Here is a 20,494-nt window from a genome sequence, read left to right as displayed (position 1 = left end):
CCTGCACCACAGTGATGCCCGTCGCGACTCGCGGCGGGCATCACAGCGTCGCAGGGGATGTTGCACCCCTGTTCAGGCAGCCGGACAGCTAGACTGGGACCCTGACAGCAGGGCCTGGAAGGTAGGGCATGAACGATCTCATCGATACCACCGAGATGTACCTGCGGACCATCTACGACCTCGAAGAAGAGGGAGTGGTGCCGCTGCGTGCTCGGATCGCCGAACGGCTCGAGCAGAGCGGTCCGACGGTCAGCCAGACCGTGTCCCGGATGGAGCGCGACGGGCTGCTGCATGTGGCCGGCGATCGCCACCTCGAACTCACCGAGAAGGGCCGCTATCTCGCGGTCTCGGTGATGCGTAAGCACCGCCTCGCCGAGCGGCTGCTGGTCGACGTGATCGGACTGCCCTGGGAGGAAGTTCACGCCGAGGCATGCCGCTGGGAGCACGTCATGAGCGAAGACGTGGAGCGCCGGCTGGTCCAGGTGCTCGACAACCCGACCACCTCGCCGTTCGGTAACCCCATCCCGGGGCTGTCCGAGCTCGGCTTCGGCGGCACCGGTAGCGGCGAGGACGCCAGCCTGGTCCGCCTCACCGAACTGCCCGCCGGTTCACCGGTCGCGGTGGTGGTTCGCCAACTCACCGAGCACGTGCAAGGCGACGTCGAGCTGATCGGCCGTCTGAAGGAGGCCGGTGTGGTCCCCAACGCACGCGTCACCGTCCAGGTCACCGACGATCCCAGCGAGCACGGCGGTGTGCTGATCCTGATCCCCGGGCACCAGGAAGTCGAGCTGCCCCATCACATGGCGCACGCCGTGAAGGTCGAAAAAGTCTGAGGGAGGCCGGTGTTCAGCCGGCCCGCTGACCGAACGCGAGCCGCGGCGGCAGCTTTACACCGAGCTTGCCGGCGGTGCGATAGCCGGACAACGCCATCCCGCGGATCTGTTCCGGGCGCATGCCCGACTGCAGCGCGCTGTCGAGCATGGCCGCCATCCGGTGTGCCGGATCGATGCGCACCGCCTCCTCCAGGGCGATACCGGCCAGCGGACCGTCCCCGCGCGCATAGGCCGAGAAGGCCAGCAGCGACAACGCGTCGGGGCGCCGGCGCTGCGGAAGTACCCGCGCCATCAGCGCCCACAACGACTCGGCGGCAGCAGCACAATCGCCCACCGCCAAGGCGTACAGGGTGTCGCGGACCCGCGGATCCGCGAGCGCACAGACCACCGACACCAATTCCGCATCGGCCGGTTCGGTCCCGTCTGCGAGGCGGGCCGCGGTGGCCATCGCCGCGTGCACGGCCTCACGCGCCGTCCGGGTCGTCAGCCGGACCACCCCGCGGGAGGCAATGACCTCGGCGAGGCGCTCGCGGCGATCGGTGTCGGTGACGGCGATGACCTGCTGCAGGTCGGCGCGGCGCCGGTAAAGCCGGCGACCGTCCAGCACCGCGGCCGCCGCCAGCGGTGAGGCCCCGGGGTCGTCGATCTCACCGTGCGCGCCGCATCCGTCGGCGCAGAACCACCGCCCGCCCGCCGCCACCCGGTCCACCACCAGCACCGCGAGCAGCTCGACCCCTTCGGCCGCCAGCGACCGCGAGAGCGCGTCGGCCAGCACCTCATGATCGGTGCCGCACGCCTCACAGTCGGCGCCGAACTCGTCGATGACCACCGCGATCGCCTGATCGGGGGCCGCCGCACCGATCACCTCGGCCAGCTGCCCGGTGTTGTCGGCCAGACCGGGCGACAGGTCGACCCGCATCACGCAGCCCAGTTCGGCATCATCGACGGTCACCACCGCCAGCGAGTGCTCGGGGACGAAGCCCAACACGGCGGGCAGTGCGGCGATCAGCGAGGCGGGTCGACCGATGTCGAAACCGCGGGATTGTGTTGTCATGCGCTCCACGGTGACGGGCGGCGCCCACAGAAAACCGGGCCACTGCCCTCGCGTGGGGGCCGGCTGTGCACGAATCTGTGATTGTGGAGGAAGCCGGTCAGCTCGTTGAATCCGCGGTCGGCAGCAGCCTTTCCAGGACATCGGCCAGCGTGATGAGTCCACGGACCCGGCCGTCGTCGACGACCACCACGAGATGACTACGGGTCTCCCGCATGGTGCGCAGCGCGGCGTACACCGGGGTGTCGGCCGCCAGTTTCAGCGCCGGCCGCATGAGGTCGGCGGCGGTGATCGTGCCCGGCGCATTCACCGTGTCGCGCACGTGCACCACACCGTCGCCCTCCACCAGCAGCCGCAGATGGCCGGTGGCCCGTGACCGGGTCTGGATTTGGGCGGGTGTGGCGTCGAGGGCCACGCTGCTGGGTGCCGCGCCGTCGCGGACCATGTCACCGATCGTCAGCGCCTGCAGCTCCAGCGCACTCAACAGATGACCGTGATAGCGCTCGTCGAGGGTTCCGACGGTCGCCGAGTGCTCGACCAGGTGCCGCAGGGCATCCGGATCCTGGCCGGTGGCGACCTGATCGACCGGGTCGACACCCACCTTCTTCAGACACCAGTTGGCCACCTGATTCAGTGCGCCGATCAGCGGCCGGGTCACCCACATGAAGGCCCGCATCGGAAGTGCCAGCAGGGTCGCCGACCGCTCGGGATGGGCGATCGCCCAGGATTTCGGTGCCATCTCACCGACCACCAGGTGCAGGAAGGTGACGACGATCAGCGCGAGCACGAAACCGCCCACGTCGGCCAGCCAGGCCGGCGCGCCCCAGCCCGCGATCGCGGGCGTGAGCCAATGGTGCACAGCGGGTTTGGTGATGGCACCGAGGGCCAGCGTGCAGACGGTGATGCCGAGCTGGGACCCGGCCAGCAACACCGAGAGCTCCGAGGCCGAACGCAGCGCCGCACGTGCCGAGCGGCTGCGCGGGGCGGCGTCTTCGAGGCGATGCCGCCGCGCCGCGATCAGTGCGAACTCCACCGCGACGAAGAAGGCGCTCGACGCGATCAGCAGCGCGGTGACGAGCGCGACCGCCCACGGGCTGCTCATCGCACCTCCACCAGAACACTTGCCGGAACGTGCTTGTCGACGCCCCGCACGGTCGCGTGCAGTTGCCGCGCGGCGGGCGGGTCCTCGGCGATCAGTTCGGCGGCTTCCACACCGAGATCGACGGTGATGGTGTCGCCGACGGCGGGCAGACCGCCGAACTCGGCGATGATCAGACCGGCGAGCGTCTCGTAGTCACCCTCGGGCAGATCGTGACCGACGGCGCGACTGACCTCGTCGAGCGCGACATCGCCGCGGACCAGCCAGCCCTCGGGGGTCGCGACGATATCGTCGTCGGCGCCCGCACCGTCGTGCTCGTCGTCGATCTCGCCGACGAGTTCCTCGGCCAGATCCTCCATGGTGAGCACCCCGGCGAAACCGCCGTATTCATCGATCACCAAAGCCATTTCGTCGCGCGCCTCGTTGAGTGCACGCAGCGCCGATGGCAACGGCAGCGTGGTCGGCAGGATGACCGCCTGCCGGCTCATCGAGGCCGCGGTGGCATCCGGATCGGTGGCACCGAGCAGGTCGTGTAGATGCACGACGCCGATCAGGTCGTCGGCGGCCCCGTCCACCACCGGATAGCGGGTGTGGCCGGTGGCCATCTTGTCCAGTACCTTGCGCACGGGTTCGTCGCCGAGCACCACGTCGACGCGGGCCCGCGGGATCATCGCGTGTTCGGTATCGCGAGTCGGAAAATCGAGGATGCGGTCCAGCAGGGTGGACAGGTCCTCGGGCAGTTCGCCGGTCTCCCGGGAGTCGGCCACGATGTGCTCCAGATCGCGCGGGGTGGCCGAATGCTCGACGTCGTGCACCGGTTCGATGCGCAGCGCCCGCAACAGCAGGTTCGACGAGGCGTCGAAAAGCTTGATGAGCCAACCGAACACCGCGAGATAGATCGTGGTGGACAGCGCCAGCTTGTCGGCGACGGCCTCCGGCCGGGCGATGGCGAGGTTCTTCGGGAAGAGCTCACCGAACACCATCTGCACCACCGTGGAGAACAGCACCGCCAGCACGGTGCCGATCGCGACGCCGACCGCGATGGGCACGCCCACATCGCCGAGCAGCTCGCCCAGGCCCGCACCGATGAGCGGTTCGGCGACATAGCCGACCAGCAGGCCGGTCACCGTGATACCGAGCTGGGCGCCGGACAGCATGAACGAGGTGCGCCGTGTCACCTTCAGCGCGCGCGCCGCCGCAGCATCCCCGGCCTGTGCCCGTGCCTTCAGCCGGGACCGGTCCACGGCCATGAAGGCGAATTCCTGAGCCACGAAGTAGCCGGTCAGCGCGGTGATGGCCAACACGACCGCGATGCCGGCGAGGATTCCCAGTGCGGTCAGCACGGCGAGTCGGGGCGCGGTCTTCGGCGTTTGCGCTTGGCGCGTCTCATATCGGTACATACGAACGGCGCCGCGGCGAAGTTCCCGAGCCGACTGTGCCGAATTTGTTCACAAGCAATTAGCCGTGCAGACATCGGGATCGGCCATTACCGGCGTAGGACTTCAGCCATGGGTTCCATGCAGGAGTACGACCTGGTCGTCATCGGTTCCGGCCCCGGGGGCCAGAAGGCCGCGATCGCGGCCGCCAAGCTGGGCAGGACGGTGGCGGTGATCGAACGCGGGCTCATGCTCGGCGGCGTCTGCGTCAACACCGGCACCATCCCCAGCAAGACTCTGCGCGAGGCGGTTGTCTACCTCACCGGGATGAACCAGCGCGAACTGTACGGCGCCAGTTACCGGGTCAAGGAGAACATCACTCCCGCCGATCTGCTGGCCCGCACCCAACACGTCATCGGCAAGGAGATCGACGTGGTGCGCTCGCAGCTGATGCGCAACCGCATCGAGCTCTACGTCGGGCACGCCCGCTTCCTCGACGCGCACACCGTGCACGTCGATGATCCCAACCGGGCCGAGCGAGTGTCGGTCAGCGGCCGCAAGATCGTGATCGCCACCGGCACCAAACCGGCCCGCCCGGCCGGCGTCGAATTCGACGAGCACCGGGTGCTGGATTCCGACGGCATCCTCGACCTCAAGTCCATCCCGACCTCCATGGTGGTGGTCGGCGCCGGCGTCATCGGCATCGAGTACGCCTCGATGTTCGCCGCACTGGGCACCAAGGTCACGGTCGTCGAGAAGCGCCCCAACATGCTGGAGTTCTGCGATCCGGAGATCATCGAGGCCCTCAAGTTCCACCTGCGCGATCACGCCGTCACCTTCCGCTTCGGCGAGGAGGTGACCGCCGTCGACGTCGGCGCCTCCGGCACCGTGACGACACTGGCCAGCGGCAAGCAGATCCCCGCGGAGACGGTGATGTACTCGGCGGGCAGGCAGGGCCAGACCGACCACCTGGATCTGCCGAGCGCGGGCCTGGAGGCCGACAACCGCGGGCGGATCTTCGTCGACGACAACTATCAGACCAAGGTCGACCACATCTACGCCGTCGGCGATGTCATCGGATTCCCGGCGCTGGCCGCGACCTCGATGGAGCAGGGGCGGCTGGCGGCCTATCACGCGTTCGGTGAGCCGACCCACTCGATCACCGAGCTCCAGCCGATCGGGATCTACTCGATCCCCGAGGTCTCCTACGTCGGGGCCACCGAGGTCGAGCTGACCAACGAGTCGGTGCCCTACGAAGTCGGGGTGTCCCGGTACCGCGAGCTGGCCCGCGGGCAGATCGCCGGCGATTCCCACGGCATGCTCAAGCTGCTGGTCTCGACCGAGGATCTGCGACTGCTGGGTGTGCACATCTTCGGCACCAACGCCACCGAGATGGTGCACATCGGCCAGGCGGTCATGGGGTGCGGCGGGACCGTCGAATACCTGGTGGACGCGGTGTTCAACTATCCGACGTTCTCCGAGGCCTACAAGGTCGCCGCACTGGATGTGATGAACAAACTGCGGGCGCTCAGCCAGTTCCGGCGCTGACGGGATTTCCGGCCGCCTCCCCCGTGTTGGCACAGATGTCCGGGGTCGCACACGACGACCGCGACAACGTGCGAGACACTAGTGAACAGGAGGTGAACCACATGGCCGAAAACCAGGAACAGCACTACCAGCCCGACCAGAACGGTATGTACGAGCTGGAGTTTCCTGCCCCCCAACTGTCCACCACGGACGGACGGGGGCCCGTGATGATCCACGCGCTGGAGGGGTTCTCCGATGCCGGTCACGCCATCAAGCTCGCGGCGCAACACCTGAAGGACACCCTCGACACCGAACTGGTCGCATCGTTCGCCATCGATGAGCTGCTGGACTACCGGTCGCGGCGGCCGATGATGACGTTCAAGACCGATCACTTCAGCAGCTACGACCAGCCCGAACTGAACCTGTACGCGCTGCACGACAGCGTCGGCACCCCATTCCTGCTGCTGGCAGGCATGGAGCCCGACCTGCGCTGGGAGCGTTTCGTGACGGCGGTACGGCTGCTGGCCGAGCGCCTCGGTGTGCGTCAGGTGATCGGGCTGGGCACCATCCCGATGGCGGTCCCGCACACCCGGCCGGTCACCCTGACCGCGCACTCAGCGAACACCGAACTGATTGCCGAGTACACCCCGTGGGTGGGCGAGGTCCAGGTCCCCGCGAGCGTGTCCAGCCTGCTGGAGTTCCGGATGAGCCAGCACGGCCACGACGCGGTCGGTTTCACCGTGCACGTGCCGCACTACCTGGCCCAGACCGCGTACCCACCGGCCGCCGAGAGCCTGCTCATCGAGGCGGCCAGGGCGGGCGCGCTGCAGATCCCGCTGAATGCGCTGGGAGAGGCCGCCGCCGAGGTGCACACCAAGATCAACGAGCAGGTCGAGGCGAGCGCCGAAGTCGCTCAGGTGGTGGCACAGCTGGAGCGTCAGTACGATGCGTTCGTTGCCGCTCAGGAAAATCGCTCGTTGCTGGCACGTGACGAGGAACTTCCCAGCGGCGACGAACTGGGTGCGGAGTTCGAACGTTTCCTCGCCCAGCAGACGGACGGCACGTTCGGCGAGGGCTTCCCCGACGGCGACGAGACCACCTGACCGAGCGCCGCTACCGGATTGCGAGGAGTGACCGATATGACCGATCGCAAACCGAACCTGCGCAGCGTGCGGGAAATCTCGCCCACCTTGCAGTTCCGCACCATTCACGGCTACCGGCGGGCGTTCCGGGTCGCCGGCTCGGGCCCGGCGATCCTGTTGATCCACGGAATCGGTGACAACTCGACGACCTGGCACACCGTGCAGTCGATGCTGGCCCGGCGGTTCACCGTGATCGCCCCGGATCTGCTGGGCCATGGCCAGTCCGACAAACCGCGCGCCGACTACTCGGTGGCCGCCTACGCCAACGGCATGCGCGATCTGCTCAGCGTGCTGGACATCGACCGGGTGACGGTTGTCGGACACTCGCTCGGCGGCGGCGTGGCCATGCAGTTCGCCTACCAGTTCCCTCAGCTGGTGGACCGGCTCGTCCTGGTGGGTGCGGGCGGTGTCAGCAAGGACGTCAATGTGGCGTTGCGCGTCGCGGCGCTGCCGATGGCCACCGAGGCGCTGGCGCTACTGCGGCTGCCGCTGGTGCTGCCGGCCCTGCAGGCCATCGGACGCGTCGGCGGGGCCATGCTCGGTTCCACCGGGCTGGGCCGCGATCTGCCCGACGCGCTGCGAGTGCTCGCCGACCTGCCCGAGCCGACCGCGTCTGCGGCGTTCGCCCGTACGCTGCGCGCGGTGGTCGACTGGCGCGGCCAGGTGGTCACCATGCTGGACCGCTGTTATTTGACCGAATCCGTTCCTGTGCAACTGGTCTGGGGTTCCCACGATTCGGTGATCCCGGTCAGCCATGCCCGGCTCGCGCACGCGGCGATGCCGGGTTCGGCACTCGAGATCTTCGAGGGCTCAGGGCATTTTCCGTTCCATGACGATGCCGAACGATTCGTCGATGTGGTGCAACGCTTCGTCGACACCACGATTCCCGCCGAGTACGACCACGAGATGCTGCGCGGACTGTTGCGCGCGGGCCTCAGCGAACGCGCGATCACCGGCTCGCCGGGCACCAGGGTCGCCGTGCTCGATGCGATGGGAGCCGACGAGCGCAGCGCCACCTGACTACCATCGGGGTATGGCCGTCGATGTGACCGTTCTGCGGGTGTTCACCGATTCGCGAGGCGAGTTCGGCAACCCGCTCGGGGTGATCGATGCCGCGACCGTCGATCCGGCCGACCGGCAGCGCATCGCCGCCGAACTGGGCTACAGCGAGACCGTCTTCATCGACATCCCGGAGCCCGGCGCGGCCAGCGCGCACGTCCGGATCTACACGCCGGTCACCGAGATCCCCTTCGCCGGGCATCCGACGGTGGGCACGTCGTGGTGGCTCAAGCAGCGCGGCACGCCGGTCCGGACCATGCACGTCCCGGCCGGCCTCGTACAGGTGGAGTATCTGTCCGAACCCGACGGCGAATGGACCGCGATCAGCGCGCGCTCGGACTGGGCCCCGGAACTGGTCATCTACGACCTGGCTTCGATCGACGAGGTGCTCGCCGCCGACCCGGCCGATTACCCCGACGATGCCGAGCACTACCTGTGGGCGTGGACCGACCGCGAGCGGGGAGCGCTGCGGTCGCGGACATTCGCGCCACAGCTCGGGATCGCCGAGGACGAGGCCACCGGTTCGGCAGCGGTGCGGATGACCGACTATCTGAGCCGGGACCTGCTCATCACGCAGGGCAAGGGATCCGAGATCCGCACCTGGTGGGATGCGACGGGTTGGGTGAAGATCGCCGGCCGGGTCGTCGAGGACACCGGGGTGCGGCTCGACTGATTCAGCCGGACGTGGAGACGCGGTGCGCGCGCAGCGCTTCGATCTCGCGCTCGAAATCGTCGGCCGAGGTGAACGACCGGTACACCGAGGCGAACCTCAGGTAGGCGACCTCATCGAGATCGCGCAGCGGCCCGAGGATGGCCAAACCCACTTCGTTGCTGGGGATCTCGGGTGATCCCGCGGCACGCACCGCATCCTCGACCTGCTGGGCAAGGAGGTTGAGCGCATCGTCGTCGACCTGCCGGCCCTGACATGCCCGGCGCACACCCTTGATGACTTTCTCTCTGCTGAACGGCTCGGTGACACCGCTGCGTTTGACGACCGCGAGCACCGCGGTCTCCACGGTGGTGAACCGTCGCCCGCATTCCGGGCAGGATCGACGACGCCGGATGGCCTGGCCCTCATCGGTTTCCCGGGAGTCCACGACACGCGAATCCGGGTGACGACAGAACGGACAGTGCATCACCGCTCCTTTGCCGCACCGCAGGTGGACGAGATCGAATGTCTTCGAGCCTACCTGGGTGAAGCGGGGCGGCATCAACCGATCGGTGCGATGAGGGTCTGCCCGGCCTGCACCGTGCCGGTTTCGAGCTTGTTGAGCTCGCGGATGCGCTCGACCACCGGGGCCGTGGGCACATCGGGTGCCACCCGGTGTGCGATGTGTTGCAGCGTTTCACCGTCCTGCACGTAGACCACCGACAGCCGGGTGGGCATCTGCACGGGCTCCTCGATGGGGCCGCCCAACTGTGCAACCAGCCCGAGCCACAACGTGATCCCGCCGGCCAGCAGCGCCAGCAGCACCGTGGCGCCGGGGGTGATCGGGCGACGCCGGCGCGAGGCGCGCGACATCAGCACGCCGGTGCCGCGGTGGCCCAGTGGCGCACCCCCCGGACGACGCGCCGGCTGCACGCGGCGGCGGCGCACCACGACATCGCGGGGCAACGGCCACACCTCGGCGGCCGTCGACGGCTGCGCCGCGGGGGCCGGGGCATAGGCACTGTGCCGGGTGATCGGCCGAGCTTCGAGAATTGTCATCTGACTGCCTCTCCGAGTAGGTGGCGTTCGCTTCTGTGTTCGAATGCTAGTCGATCATGTGTTCGATGAATAGAACATGTGATCGAACTGTTGCGAAACGATAGACGAGGCCACCGACAAGCGATTCGGGCCGATTTCAATTGCGCACAATTTAATTGTGCAATACGCTTGCAGCGTGCAGACCGCCCGACTCGACGACCAGTTGTGCTTCGCGCTGTACTCCGCGTCGCGGGCGGTCACGGCGGCCTACCGGCCGCTGCTGGACGAACTCGGCATCACCTACCCGCAGTACCTCGTGCTGCTGGTGCTGTGGGAGGAAGAGCACTGTTCGGTCGGGCACCTGGGCCATCGCCTGCACCTCGATTCCGGCACGCTGTCGCCGCTGCTGAAGCGGCTGGAGAACAGCGGACTGGTGGTCCGGCAGCGCGCCGCCGATGACGAACGTCGCGTCGAAGTGACCGTGACGCCCGCCGGGCGAGCATTGCAGGCGCGTGCCGCCTGCATACCCGAACGGCTGCTGCGGTCGTCGAACACCTCCGAGGGTGACCTCGCGGCGCTGCGCGACGTGCTGCGCGGACTGGTGGACCACCTGGATTCCCTGCAGTGACAACACGAAAGGACCGACCATGAAGACGCTCTACACCGCGGAGGCACTCGCCACCGGCGAGGGCCGCGACGGACACGGACGCACATCGGACGGGAAGGTCGATGTGGCACTGAGCATCCCGAAGGAAATGGGCGGCTCGGGCGCGGGCACCAACCCCGAGCAGTTGTTCGCCGTCGGATACGCCGCCTGCTTCCACTCCGCGCTGCGCCTGGTCGCGCGCCAGCAGAAGGCCGACGTCTCCGATTCCGCGGTCGGCGCCCGGGTGGTGCTCGGATCCGGCGACGACGGCGCCTTCGGCCTGGCCGTCGAGCTCAGATCACCCTGCCGAACGTGGATCACGCGACGGCACAGCAGCTCGCCGAGGCCGCCCACCGGGTCTGCCCGTACTCCAACGCCACCCGCGGCAACATCGAGGTCACCCTGACGGTGGCCGATGAGTGAGCTTCCGGCCCCACCGCCGACCACCCGGGCACGCACCATCGCGCGGCTGGCCCTTGCGGGCGCCATGATCTTCGCCGGTTTCAGTCACCTGTTCTGGGCGCGCGAGGAGTTCCAGGCCCAGGTCCCCACGTGGGTGCCGATGGACGCCGACGGCGTGGTGATGGCCTCGGGCGGTGTCGAGATCACCCTCGGCGTCGGACTGGCCCTGCTGCGGCGCGACCGTGTGCTGGTCGGCCGGCTACTCGCCGCGTTCTTCGTGCTGATCTTCCCCGGCAACATCGCGCAATTCGTCAACCACGCCGACGGTTTCGGTCTCAACAGCGATACCAGCCGGTTCGTCCGCCTGCTGTTCCAGCCCGTGCTGATCGCGTGGGCACTGTGGTCGACGGCGGTGCCGCGGGGCGCAGGCGGATCCGACACGCCTCGAACACATGTTTGATTATCTGCGCGTCGGCGACTACATTCGGCGCCATGAGCGACAGCACCGAAACCCCTGAGGCACGCTCCAGCCTGACCGAGCGTCAGCGCACCATCCTGGAGGTCATCCGCACCTCCGTGACCAGTCGCGGCTATCCACCCAGCATCCGCGAGATCGGCGATGCCGTCGGCCTGACGTCGACGTCGTCGGTGGCCCATCAGCTGCGCACCCTGGAACGCAAGGGCTACCTGCGCAGGGACCCGAACCGTCCACGCGCGGTGGATGTCCGCGGTTCCGACGAAATGGTGACCCCGGTCGTGGCCACCGATGTCACCGGCTCGGACGCCCTGCCCGAACCCACCTTCGTCCCGGTTCTCGGCAGGATCGCCGCGGGCGGGCCCATCCTGGCCGAACAGGCTGTCGAGGAGGTCTTCCCGCTCCCCCGCGAGTTGGTCGGCGAGGGGTCACTGTTCCTGCTGAAGGTGGTCGGCGAGTCCATGATCGACGCCGCCATCTGCGACGGTGACTGGGTGGTCATCCGTCAGCAGAACGTCGCCGACAACGGTGACATCGTCGCGGCGATGATCGATGGTGAAGCCACCGTCAAGACCTTCAAGCGCACCCGGGGTCAGGTGTGGCTGATGCCGCACAACCCGGCGTTCGACCCCATCGACGGTAACGACGCGGTCGTGCTCGGCAAGGTCGTCACCGTCATCCGCAAGATCTGAGGACGCTCAGTCCGCCCGGACGAATCCGTTCGTCCGGGCGAAGTCCTCACTGGCGAACCAGATCTCGGCCTCGGTATCGCGATATCCCGGGCTACCCGGAGCCCAGTACAGCCCGGTCTTGGTATCTGCCTTGATCGGATAGCCCTCCGGCGCGCGGTAGCGGTCACCGGTGGCGAGCCGCATCGAGGTCCAGCCGGCGTCCTCGGGCTCCTCGTCCTGGATCGCGGCGTGGCGGCCACTGGGAAAATCGGGCTCGTACTCGGGTACGACCATGGTCGGTGGATCGAACTGCCCCGCCGACGTCTCGGGAAGAGTTTCGATGCGCGTGGGCGCGGTGTCGACCGCATCCGGATCATGGTCGAAACTCAGCGGCTCCTCCTGCGGCGCACGCAGTTCCTCGAGCTCATCGCCCTCGACGTCGTGATCGTCGGAGCCGTACTCATCGGAGCCGTACTCGCCGGGTTCCTCGTCGTACTCGTAGTCCTCGTCACCGGATTCGTCATCGGCGGCGCCGGAATCGTTGCCGGTGCCGGTGTCGCCGGGGAGCACCGACGCCCACGGGCTCTGCGGCGTGTAGACGGCCGGTTCGGGCCGGCTGGGATAGCCGGACTCGAAGCGGTCCTCGTACCCGCCGTCGTAGCCGCGCTCGTAGGGGTCGTCGCCGAACTCGTCATCCTCGCGGGGGCGCCGGTTGCGCAGTACGGCGATGGCGACCAGCGCGATCACACCCACCAGCGGGATCAGGCCCAGCAGCCACCACCACGGCGAGGAGTACCACTTGTCGCCGCTGCCCGAGCCGCCGCCGGTGGCTCCCGGCGCGTCGGCCGGCGCCTCCGGCGCGTCCGCACCGGGGACCTCCAGGCCCGCGAGCTGAGACTGCAGGCCGGCGGGCTCGGTGCTGAAGGTGTTGGTCGCCTTGTCCCACGAGATCGACCCGCCGTTGAACTGCTGGCTGATGACGGTGCCGTTCTCGGTTTGATCGCCCTTCGGCGCACCGAGTTCACCCGTCGCCCCACCGAGCTTCTCCCAGGCCGCGTTCATCGCACCGCGCACGATCACCGCACCGAAATCGGGCGTCCAGAAGATCACCGGCTTGTCCGCGGCGGCGAAGGTCGCCACCCGGCTCTGCGGTGTCAGCCCGCCGTCGGCCTCACTGGCGGTGGGGAACCCGAGGTCCCCGGTCGGTCCGCCGACACTCTCGTATTTGGCCAGCACCTGACCGGTGACCACATTGGCCCCGGTGTCCGGGCGGTAGAAGATCTTGCCGCCGGCGTAGTTCTGCCCGACCCCGTCGGCGCCGATCGCGTACTGCGCGCCCTCCTCGGCCCCCAGCGGGCCCAGCGCACCGCCGGCGGCCCGGCGGGCGGCGGCGATGGACGAGGTGGCGTCCGAGGGGACCTCGATGGCCCCGAGCTGACCTGCCAGCTCGGGCGGCACCGTGGTGAAGGCCTTGGTCTTGCGATCCCAGGAGATCTCACCGCCGGTGAACTTCTGGGTGACGGTGTCGCCGTTGGTGGTCTCGTCTTCGCTGGGCACTCCGAGCACGCCGGCCGAACCACCGAGGGCATCCCAGGCCTGGTTGATGGCCCCGCGGACGACCCGGGCACCGGTGTCCGGGGTCCAGAAGATGACCGGCTGGTCGGGCGCGCTGAACGTGGAGTTGCGGCTGTTGGCCGCACGGCCCGGGCCCTCGTCGATCGTCGGGAAGCCCAGATCACTGTCGGCGGGGCCGCCGAGGGATTCGTACTTCTCCAGGATGGCGCCCGTGATGATGTGCGCACCGGTGTCGGGGGTGAAGAAGATCTTGCCCGACGCGAAGTTCTGCCCGAAGCCGTCCCCGGCCGGGTAGACCCCACCGTCCTTGGGGCCCAGTGGCCCTCCGTCACCGCCGCCGGTCTCCCAGGCCGCGGTGATCGCCGCGTCGGCGTCACCTTCCGGTGTCGCCGCGACCGGTGGCGCCAGCAGCACCGTGCCCGCGATCAGTGCGGCACTCACCAGCCCTGTCGCCGCCAGGCCGACAAGCCTGCCCAGCCGGGTCCGCTGCCTGGTCATTCGGTCCTCCCCGAAGTAGCGCAAAACCACACGAAAGTATCGCGTTCGTCAACTTTGCGTCAGTGGACGGCGAACTCGTGGGATATCGCGACCTGCGCCGAAACGTGTCGGGGCGCTCAGACCCCCAGGCCGCGACCGATGATCTCCTTCATGATCTCCGTCGTTCCGCCGTAGATCGTCTGGATCCGCGAGTCCAGGAACGCCCGCGCGATCGGGTATTCCCGCATATAACCGTAGCCGCCGTGCAGTTGCAGGCAGCGATCCACCAACCGCACCTGCGCCTCGGTGCTGTACCACTTGGCCATGGCGGCCTGCTCGACGGTGAGCTTGCGGTCCAGGTGCAACCGGATGAATTCGTCGACCATGATCCTGATCGCGGTCGCCTCGGTCGCCAGCTCGGCGAGCACGAACCGGCTGTTCTGGAAGCTGCCGATCGGCTTACCGAAGGCCTTGCGCTCCTTGGTGTACTGCAGGGTCTGCTCGAGGGCGGACTCCATGGCCGCGGCGGCCATCACGGCGATGCTGATGCGTTCCTGGGGCAGATTCTGCATCAGGTAGAGGAAGCCCATCCCCTCCTGGCCGAGCAGGTTCTCGACCGGAACCTTGACATCGGTGAACGAGAGTTCGGCGGTGTCCTGGGCATCGAGGCCGATCTTGTCGAGGTGGCGACCACGCTCGAAGCCCTCCATACCGCGCTCGACGACCAACAGGGAGAAGCCCTGGGCACCCTTTTCGGGATCGGTGCAGGCAACCACGATCACCAGGTCGGCGTGGATGCCGTTGGTGATGAACGTCTTCGAACCGTTGAGGATGTAGTGGTCACCGTCGCGAACCGCGCGGGCCTTGATGCCCTGCAGGTCGCTGCCGGTGCCGGGTTCGGTCATGGCGATCGCCGTGATCAATTCGCCGCTGCAGAATCCGGGCAGCCAGCGCTGCTTCTGCTCCTCGGTGCCCAGTTCGATCAGGTACGGCGCGATGACGTCGTTCTGCAGCGTGAAACCCAGGCCGCTGTGACGGCCGGCGCTGGTCTCCTCGGTGATGACGACGTTGTAGCGGAAGTCCGGATTGCCGCCGCCCCCGTACTCCTCGGGCACGGCCATCCCCAGAAAGCCCTGCTTACCGGCCTCCCGCCAGACCTCGCGGTCGACGATCTTGGCCTTCTCCCATTCCTCCTGGAACGGCGCGGCGTGGCGGTCCAGGAAGGCGCGATAGGACTCGCGGAACAGATCGTGCTCCGGCTCGAACAGCGTGCGGTCGAACTTGACGGCGCCCATGCGTGACCTCCGGTACTGGTATCAGGGTGTGTGGCGCCCAACATATACCAACCGGATGGTTGGTCGAGCGGTGCGTCCAGCGACCTAGGATTGGTGCGTGTCACGAGCCAGCCTGGCCCACTGGGGCGCCTTCACCGCCGAGGTCAGGGCCGGCGACATCGCGGCGGTGGCGCCGCAGACCGGCGACGCCGATCCATCCCCCCTGCTGCACAACCTGCCCGGTTCGATCCGGCACCGCTCGCGGGTCACCGGCCCCGCCGTGCGCCGCGGCTGGTTGCGCGGCGGTCCCGGCCCCAGCGACCGGCGCGGCGACGACGAGTTCGTGGCGGTGTCCTGGGACGAGCTGACCGAGCTGCTCGCCGGCGAACTGCGCAGGGTGATCGACACCCACGGTAACGAGGCCATCTACGGGGGGTCCTACGGCTGGGCCAGCGCAGGCCGGTTCCACCACGCCCAGAGCCAGGTGCACCGGTTCCTGAAACTCATCGGTGGCTATACCTCATCGCGGCACTCCTACAGCCTCGGCGCCACCGGCGCGATCATGCCCCGCATCGTCGGCACCCATGACGACCTCTTCAAGCGGTCCACCCAGTGGGAGGTGATCGTCGAGCACACCGACCTGCTGGTGGCCTTCGGTGGTCTAGCCCTCAAGAACACCGGCATCAATCACGGCGGTACCACCGCACATCCGGCCCGTGCGGCCCTGCGCCGGTTCCGCGAACGGGGCGGACGCATCGTGTCGTTCTCACCGCTGCGCGACGATGTCGACGGCGAGCACGAATGGCACGCACCGGTACCGGGCACCGATGTGGCCGTCATGCTGGCCCTGGCCCATGTGCTGGCCACCGAGGGCCTCGCCGACCGCGCCTTCCTGGACACCTACTGCACCGGGTATGAGCGGTTCGAGCGGTATCTGCTCGGGACCGACGACGGTGTGCCGAAGTCCCCGGCATGGGCGTCGGCCATCAGCGGGTTGGCGGCCGAGGATCTGCGGGCACTGGCCCGCCGGATGGCGGCGGGCCGCACCGTGGTCACCATCAGCTGGTCGCTGCAACGTATCCGCCACGGCGAGCAGGCCCCGTGGATGGGCCTGACGCTGGCCGCGATGCTCGGTCAGATCGGCCTTCCCGGAGGAGGTTTCGGGCACGGATACGGGTCGATGAACGAGCCGGGACTGGCCCCGCTGCGGGTCCGGCTCCCGGTGCTGCCACAGGGCCACAACCCGGTGCCCACCTTCATCCCGGTGGCCGCCGTCAGCGACATGCTGCTGCACCCCGGCCGGGAGTATGACTACAACGGGCTGCGCCTGACGTTCCCCGACATCCGGCTGGTCTACTGGGCCGGCGGGAATCCGTTCCACCACCACCAGAACATCCCGCGGTTGCGCCGCGCGCTGGCCCGGCCGGACACCATCGTCGTGCACGATCCCTACTGGACGGCGATGGCCCGGCACGCCGATATCGTGGTGCCCTCCACCACCGCCTATGAGCGCGACGACTATTCCGGTTCACGCAACGACCCGATGCTGACGGCGATGCCGGCGCTGACCGAGCCCTACGCGCAGTCGCGGGACGACTACACGACCTTCGCCGAACTCGCGCAGCGCTTCGGTGTGGCCGAGCAGTTCACCGAGGGCCGAACCGCCCGACAGTGGCTGGCGCACCTGTACGACACGTGGTCGGCGGACCTGGATTTCGCCGTACCGTCCTTCGACCAGTTCTGGGCCGACGGCCAACTGCGGCTACCCACCGAGCCCGGGCTGACCCTGCTGGCCGACTTCCGCGCCGACCCGGATACGAACCGGTTGAACACGCCGAGCGGACGGATCGAGATCTTCTCCTCCGAGATCGACGGCTTCGGCTATGACGATTGCCCGGGGCACCCGGCCTGGTTGGAACCCACCGAATGGCTGGGCGGCGAGCGCGCGCAGACCTACCCGCTGCACCTCATCGCCAACCAGCCCGCCAGCAGGCTGCACAGCCAGCTCGACGGCGGCGCCACCAGCCAGCGGTCGAAAGTCCAAGGCCGCGAGCCGATCCGGATCCATCCGGGAGATGCGGCCGAACGCGGACTGGCCGACGGCGACGTGGTGCGGGTGTTCAACGACCGCGGCGCCTGCCTGGCCGGGGTGGTGATCGACGACCGGCTGCGCCCACAGGTGGTCCAGCTGTCCACCGGCGCCTGGTTCGATCCGCTCGACCCGGCCGACCCGGATTCACTGTGCGTGCACGGCAACCCGAACGTGCTGACCGACGATATCGGCACCTCGGCACTGGCCCGCGGCTGCACCGGCGCACATGTGCTGGTGCAGCTGGAGAAGTTCACCCAACACCTGCCACCGGTGAAAGCGCATGAGCCGCCGGTGATCCGTCAGCTCTGAGACAGCCGCGGGGCGACGAGGTCGACGAAGGCGTCGACGACCCGGTAGGCGTCGGCGATCGGATGGCCGTGCACCAGTGCACCGGAGAGCATGGTGCTGATGATGCCCCACAGCATGATCGCGGTATCGGCCGATTCCCGGGCGCCCAGCGCCGCGAAGTCCGCGGACAGGGTCTGCTGGGCCACCGCGGCGAACTCCTCCATCAGTGCCGCCGCGTTGGCGTCGGCGGTGTTCTGCAACAGCATGCAGACCTTGAAGAAGGCCGGACGCCGCTCGAAGGTGGCGATGATGCCGCGCACCTTCTCCCGCACCCGGTGTTCGGCCGGGCGGGTGTCCGCGGCCGCGGGCGCGAAAACCGGTTGGGCCCAGTCCATCAGGACCGCGGCGTACACATGCTCCTTGGAACTGAAGTAGCGGTACAGCGTGCCCAGCGCCACGTCGGCCGCGTCGGCGACATCGCGCATCTGGATCTGGTCGTAGTCCTGCGCCTTGAGCAACGCCTGCGCGGCGGCCACGATCTGGGACCGGCGGGCCTGCTTGTAGCCGGGCATATCGGTCATGGCGGCCTCAGTTCCTCGGCAGCCCGAGGATCATCGTCGCGATGATGTTCAGCTGAATCTCGATGGTGCCGCCGCCGATGACCTCGGCGGGCATCATCAGACTCTGCCCCACCGCAGGCTGCTCGCCGCCGCCGACCATGGCCGCGCGGCCGCTGAAGGCCAGCGCGTCCGCGGTCACCCGACGCACCAGCAGCGCGGTGCCGACCTTTCCGACGCTGCTCGCCGGACCCGGGCCGTGCCCGGCGAGCCTGCCCAGGGTGTCGCGCACCGCGAGTGCGCCGATGGCATTGGTCGCCGCCCGGACCTCACCGAGAGCCCGGCGCACCGCCTCGTCCTGCGGGCCGGCCCGGCGGGCCAGGGTGCGCAGCTCACTTTCCTTGTCCAGCTTGACATAGGCACCGATCGCCACCCGCTCATTGGCCATCGTGGCCAGCGCATGGGACCAGCCCGCGGTGGGTTCACCCACCAGCATCGCGTCGGGAACGAAAACGTCGTCGAAGAAGACCTCGTTGAAATGTTCGTCTCCGCTGGCGGTGCGCAGCGGCCGGACCCGGATACCCGGTGAGGTCATGTCGACCAGAAAGTACCCGATACCCTTGTGCTTCTTGGCCTCCGGATCCGTGCGGGCCAGCAGGGCGCCCCAGTCCGCACGCTGGGCCGAGGACGTCCAGACCTTCTGCCCGTTGATCCGCCAGCCGCCGTCGACCTTGGTCGCCCTGGTCGACAGCGCGGCCAGATCCGATCCGGCACCCGGCTCGGAAAACAGCTGACACCAACCGATCTGACCGCGCATCGTCGGTACCGCGAACCGGTCACGCTGCTCATCGGAGCCCGCGGTGAGCACCGTGGGCAGGATCCACTGGGCGATCCCCAGCGACGGCCGGCTCAGATAGGGCCGCTTGTCGTACTCCTCGTCGATGATGAGTTGCTGCGCCGGTGAGGCACCCAGCCCCCAGGGCGCCGGCAGATGCGGCGCGACCAGGCCGGCATCGGCCAGCGCCGTGCGTTGTGGGCCGGTCCAGTACTCCGCATACTCGGGGTTCTGCCGACCGGGTTTCTCGTTGCGCAATGCGGCTGCCGCGTCCAGAGCCGCGGCGACACCGGCGCGGAAGTCCGGCTCGACCTCGGTGAGCTCGATGGCGAAATCACGCCCGGGCAGGTCCGGATCGCCAAGGGCACCTGCCCAATCCGTCACCGGACCGATGGCGGCGGCCAGGCTGATGGCACGCTTCCAGTACAGGTGCAGGTCGTGCTCCCAGGTGTAGCCGATCGCGCCGAACATGGTGAGCGCATCGACGACGAGTTCGGGAAGCCGGCCGATGGCGCCGACCGCGGCACCGGCGGCGGCGATGCGGTGCTGCACCGCCGACTGGTCGGCGCCGCGAATCGCGTCCCACGCCGAGGCCGCGGCGAGTTCGCTGTTGATGAACAACGTCGCCGCCTTGTGCTGCAGGGCCTGGAAGGCCCCGATCGGTCGGCCGAACTGCTCGCGCACCTTCAGATAGGCGACGACGTTGTCCACGCACCAGCGCGCGATACCCGCGGCCTCGGCGGCGATCAGGCCGACCGCGATTCCCTGCGCGGTCTGCTCATCCATCCCGGTGAGCACGTCGCCTGCGGTGACGCCGTCACAGTGCAGGGTGCCGACATCGCGGGTCAGGTCGGTGGGCGACTGCGCCTGCACCGTGACGCCCGGCGCGCCGGCGTCCAGGACGAACCAGCGGGTCTCGCCCGCTTCGGTGGTGGCGCCGACCACGAGATGCTCCGCGGAGCCCAGTCCGAGCTGCGGCCCGGCCGAACCGTCCAGCTGCCATCCCCGGTCGCCGGCGGTGGCCCGGATGTCACCGTCTCCGGGCAGCAGCAGCGCCGCCGTGCGGCCCGTCCCGATGGCCCGCAGCAACACCCGGGCGGCGGGCCCGTCGGGATCGGCGGCGGCCACCGCGGCACCGGCGATGACGGTGGGCAACAGCGGACCGGGCAGCAGGCCGTAGCCGGCGGCGTCGATGACGCATGCGGCCTCGGCCAGCGTGCCGCCCTGGCCGCCGAACTCCTCGGGCAGGTGCACCGCGTGCAACCCCTGGGCGACCAGGGTGGGCCAGAAGTCGGGCCGGGCTCCGGCCGCGATCTCCTCGAATTGCGATCTGGTGAGTTCCAGTCCCCCGTGGCGCCGGGCGAAGCCGGCCATCGAGTCGGTGAGCTGGATCTGTTCGTCGGTCAGGGCCACGACCACGGGAGTCTC

At 68.6% G+C, this 20,494-nt stretch carries 18 protein-coding genes and 1 pseudogene; 10 read left to right on the top strand and 9 right to left on the bottom strand.

The genetic code is table 11. The features are described 5' to 3' along the window. Positions 1-128 precede the first annotated feature (128 nt). A complete protein-coding gene (locus C6A86_RS11685; protein ID WP_105361683.1) occupies positions 129-833 on the top strand; it encodes a metal-dependent transcriptional regulator in 705 nt (234 codons plus the stop codon). A gap of 13 nt (positions 834-846) precedes the next feature. Here C6A86_RS11685 and C6A86_RS11680 read toward each other — a convergent pair whose 3' ends face one another. The 3 genes from C6A86_RS11680 to C6A86_RS11670 form a co-directional block, all read right to left on the bottom strand. Beyond that, positions 847-1,887 (bottom strand): DUF4192 domain-containing protein, encoded by a 1,041-nt coding sequence (locus C6A86_RS11680; RefSeq protein WP_105361682.1) that lies wholly within the window; start codon positions 1,885-1,887, stop codon positions 847-849. Positions 1,888-1,984: 97 nt separating this feature from the next. Beyond that, positions 1,985-2,986 carry a hemolysin family protein gene (locus C6A86_RS11675; protein ID WP_311101135.1) on the bottom strand — a complete coding sequence of 334 codons (1,002 nt, stop codon included), beginning with the start codon at positions 2,984-2,986 and terminating at the stop codon, positions 1,985-1,987. After that, entirely contained in the window at positions 2,983-4,326 is a 1,344-nt protein-coding gene (locus tag C6A86_RS11670; protein WP_105361643.1) for a hemolysin family protein, read from the bottom strand. Before C6A86_RS11670 ends, C6A86_RS11675 begins: the two co-directional genes overlap by 4 nt. A gap of 174 nt (positions 4,327-4,500) precedes the next feature. Here C6A86_RS11670 and sthA point away from each other — a divergent pair, with 174 nt between their 5' ends. The 4 genes from sthA (at position 4,501) to C6A86_RS11650 (ending at position 8,760) form a co-directional block, all read left to right on the top strand. Further along, complete coding sequence (gene sthA / locus C6A86_RS11665) at positions 4,501-5,907, top strand: Si-specific NAD(P)(+) transhydrogenase (RefSeq protein WP_105361642.1); 1,407 nt, start codon at positions 4,501-4,503, stop codon at positions 5,905-5,907. Positions 5,908-6,008: 101 nt separating this feature from the next. Beyond that, the gene (locus C6A86_RS11660; RefSeq protein ID WP_105361641.1) at positions 6,009-6,989 is read left to right on the top strand and encodes a proteasome assembly chaperone family protein; all 981 of its coding nucleotides are present in this window, start codon (positions 6,009-6,011) and stop codon (positions 6,987-6,989) included. Positions 6,990-7,025: 36 nt separating this feature from the next. Beyond that, the gene (locus tag C6A86_RS11655; RefSeq protein WP_105361639.1) at positions 7,026-8,048 is read left to right on the top strand and encodes an alpha/beta fold hydrolase; all 1,023 of its coding nucleotides are present in this window, start codon (positions 7,026-7,028) and stop codon (positions 8,046-8,048) included. A 13-nt stretch (positions 8,049-8,061) separates the two neighbouring features. Next, on the top strand, positions 8,062-8,760 hold the full coding sequence (locus C6A86_RS11650) for a PhzF family phenazine biosynthesis protein (protein WP_105361638.1): 699 nt from the start codon (positions 8,062-8,064) through the stop codon (positions 8,758-8,760). Position 8,761: 1 nt separating this feature from the next. Here the strand turns inward: C6A86_RS11650 and nrdR are convergent, their stop codons facing one another. Together nrdR and C6A86_RS11640 are read right to left on the bottom strand one after the other, a co-directional pair. Then, positions 8,762-9,223, bottom strand: a complete 462-nt coding sequence (nrdR, locus tag C6A86_RS11645) for a transcriptional regulator NrdR (RefSeq protein ID WP_105361640.1) — start codon at positions 9,221-9,223, stop codon at positions 8,762-8,764. A 74-nt stretch (positions 9,224-9,297) separates the two neighbouring features. Continuing rightward, positions 9,298-9,795: a LysM peptidoglycan-binding domain-containing protein gene (locus C6A86_RS11640; protein ID WP_158263344.1), complete on the bottom strand. Its 498-nt coding sequence runs from the start codon at positions 9,793-9,795 to the stop codon at positions 9,298-9,300. Positions 9,796-9,970: 175 nt separating this feature from the next. Between C6A86_RS11640 and C6A86_RS11635 the strand changes: the two genes are divergently transcribed. From C6A86_RS11635 to lexA, 4 genes and pseudogenes are all read left to right on the top strand, one after another. Then, positions 9,971-10,402, top strand: a complete 432-nt coding sequence (locus C6A86_RS11635) for a MarR family winged helix-turn-helix transcriptional regulator (RefSeq protein ID WP_105366297.1) — start codon at positions 9,971-9,973, stop codon at positions 10,400-10,402. Between the two features lie 19 nt (positions 10,403-10,421). Next, a pseudogene (locus C6A86_RS11630) lies at positions 10,422-10,843 on the top strand (organic hydroperoxide resistance protein). Then, positions 10,836-11,282 carry a hypothetical protein gene (locus C6A86_RS11625; protein ID WP_105366295.1) on the top strand — a complete coding sequence of 149 codons (447 nt, stop codon included), beginning with the start codon at positions 10,836-10,838 and terminating at the stop codon, positions 11,280-11,282. Before C6A86_RS11630 ends, C6A86_RS11625 begins: the two are co-directional and overlap by 8 nt. A gap of 32 nt (positions 11,283-11,314) precedes the next feature. Continuing rightward, a complete protein-coding gene (lexA, locus tag C6A86_RS11620; protein ID WP_105366294.1) occupies positions 11,315-11,989 on the top strand; it encodes a transcriptional repressor LexA in 675 nt (224 codons plus the stop codon). 6 nt (positions 11,990-11,995) lie between these two features. Here lexA and C6A86_RS11615 read toward each other — a convergent pair whose 3' ends face one another. Together C6A86_RS11615 and C6A86_RS11610 are read right to left on the bottom strand one after the other, a co-directional pair. Beyond that, a complete protein-coding gene (locus C6A86_RS11615; RefSeq protein WP_105366302.1) occupies positions 11,996-14,041 on the bottom strand; it encodes a hypothetical protein in 2,046 nt (681 codons plus the stop codon). Between the two features lie 116 nt (positions 14,042-14,157). Further along, complete coding sequence (locus tag C6A86_RS11610; RefSeq protein ID WP_105366293.1) at positions 14,158-15,315, bottom strand: acyl-CoA dehydrogenase family protein; 1,158 nt, start codon at positions 15,313-15,315, stop codon at positions 14,158-14,160. Positions 15,316-15,412: 97 nt separating this feature from the next. Here C6A86_RS11610 and C6A86_RS11605 point away from each other — a divergent pair, with 97 nt between their 5' ends. After that, on the top strand, positions 15,413-17,695 hold the full coding sequence (locus C6A86_RS11605) for a molybdopterin guanine dinucleotide-containing S/N-oxide reductase (protein WP_105366292.1): 2,283 nt from the start codon (positions 15,413-15,415) through the stop codon (positions 17,693-17,695). Here C6A86_RS11605 and C6A86_RS11600 read toward each other — a convergent pair. Both C6A86_RS11600 and C6A86_RS11595 read right to left on the bottom strand, forming a co-directional pair. Continuing rightward, positions 17,686-18,255, bottom strand: a complete 570-nt coding sequence (locus C6A86_RS11600) for a TetR/AcrR family transcriptional regulator (RefSeq protein ID WP_105366291.1) — start codon at positions 18,253-18,255, stop codon at positions 17,686-17,688. The genes C6A86_RS11605 and C6A86_RS11600 overlap by 10 nt on opposite strands. 7 nt (positions 18,256-18,262) lie before the next feature. Then, entirely contained in the window at positions 18,263-20,485 is a 2,223-nt protein-coding gene (locus C6A86_RS11595) for an acyl-CoA dehydrogenase (protein ID WP_105366290.1), read from the bottom strand. Positions 20,486-20,494 lie beyond the last annotated feature (9 nt).

Origin of the sequence: Mycobacterium sp. ITM-2016-00316, assembly GCF_002968335.2 — a bacterium.
Lineage (GTDB): Bacteria > Actinomycetota > Actinomycetes > Mycobacteriales > Mycobacteriaceae > Mycobacterium.
This window is presented reverse-complemented; position numbering and strand designations above follow the sequence as displayed.

What these genes read in the sequence shown, in the direction of transcription:
- C6A86_RS11685 (WP_105361683.1), top strand. Translation starts at nt 129, where the DNA reads ATGAACGATCTCATCGATACCACCGAGATGTACCTGCGGACCATCTAC.
- C6A86_RS11680 (WP_105361682.1), bottom strand. Translation starts at nt 1,887, where the DNA reads ATGACAACACAATCCCGCGGTTTCGACATCGGTCGACCCGCCTCGCTG.
- C6A86_RS11675 (WP_311101135.1), bottom strand. Translation starts at nt 2,986, where the DNA reads ATGAGCAGCCCGTGGGCGGTCGCGCTCGTCACCGCGCTGCTGATCGCG.
- sthA (WP_105361642.1), top strand. Translation starts at nt 4,501, where the DNA reads ATGCAGGAGTACGACCTGGTCGTCATCGGTTCCGGCCCCGGGGGCCAG.
- C6A86_RS11660 (WP_105361641.1), top strand. Translation starts at nt 6,009, where the DNA reads ATGGCCGAAAACCAGGAACAGCACTACCAGCCCGACCAGAACGGTATG.
- C6A86_RS11655 (WP_105361639.1), top strand. Translation starts at nt 7,026, where the DNA reads ATGACCGATCGCAAACCGAACCTGCGCAGCGTGCGGGAAATCTCGCCC.
- C6A86_RS11650 (WP_105361638.1), top strand. Translation starts at nt 8,062, where the DNA reads ATGGCCGTCGATGTGACCGTTCTGCGGGTGTTCACCGATTCGCGAGGC.
- nrdR (WP_105361640.1), bottom strand. Translation starts at nt 9,223, where the DNA reads ATGCACTGTCCGTTCTGTCGTCACCCGGATTCGCGTGTCGTGGACTCC.
- C6A86_RS11640 (WP_158263344.1), bottom strand. Translation starts at nt 9,795, where the DNA reads ATGACAATTCTCGAAGCTCGGCCGATCACCCGGCACAGTGCCTATGCC.
- C6A86_RS11625 (WP_105366295.1), top strand. Translation starts at nt 10,836, where the DNA reads ATGAGTGAGCTTCCGGCCCCACCGCCGACCACCCGGGCACGCACCATC.
- lexA (WP_105366294.1), top strand. Translation starts at nt 11,315, where the DNA reads ATGAGCGACAGCACCGAAACCCCTGAGGCACGCTCCAGCCTGACCGAG.
- C6A86_RS11615 (WP_105366302.1), bottom strand. Translation starts at nt 14,041, where the DNA reads ATGACCAGGCAGCGGACCCGGCTGGGCAGGCTTGTCGGCCTGGCGGCG.
- C6A86_RS11610 (WP_105366293.1), bottom strand. Translation starts at nt 15,315, where the DNA reads ATGGGCGCCGTCAAGTTCGACCGCACGCTGTTCGAGCCGGAGCACGAT.
- C6A86_RS11600 (WP_105366291.1), bottom strand. Translation starts at nt 18,255, where the DNA reads ATGACCGATATGCCCGGCTACAAGCAGGCCCGCCGGTCCCAGATCGTG.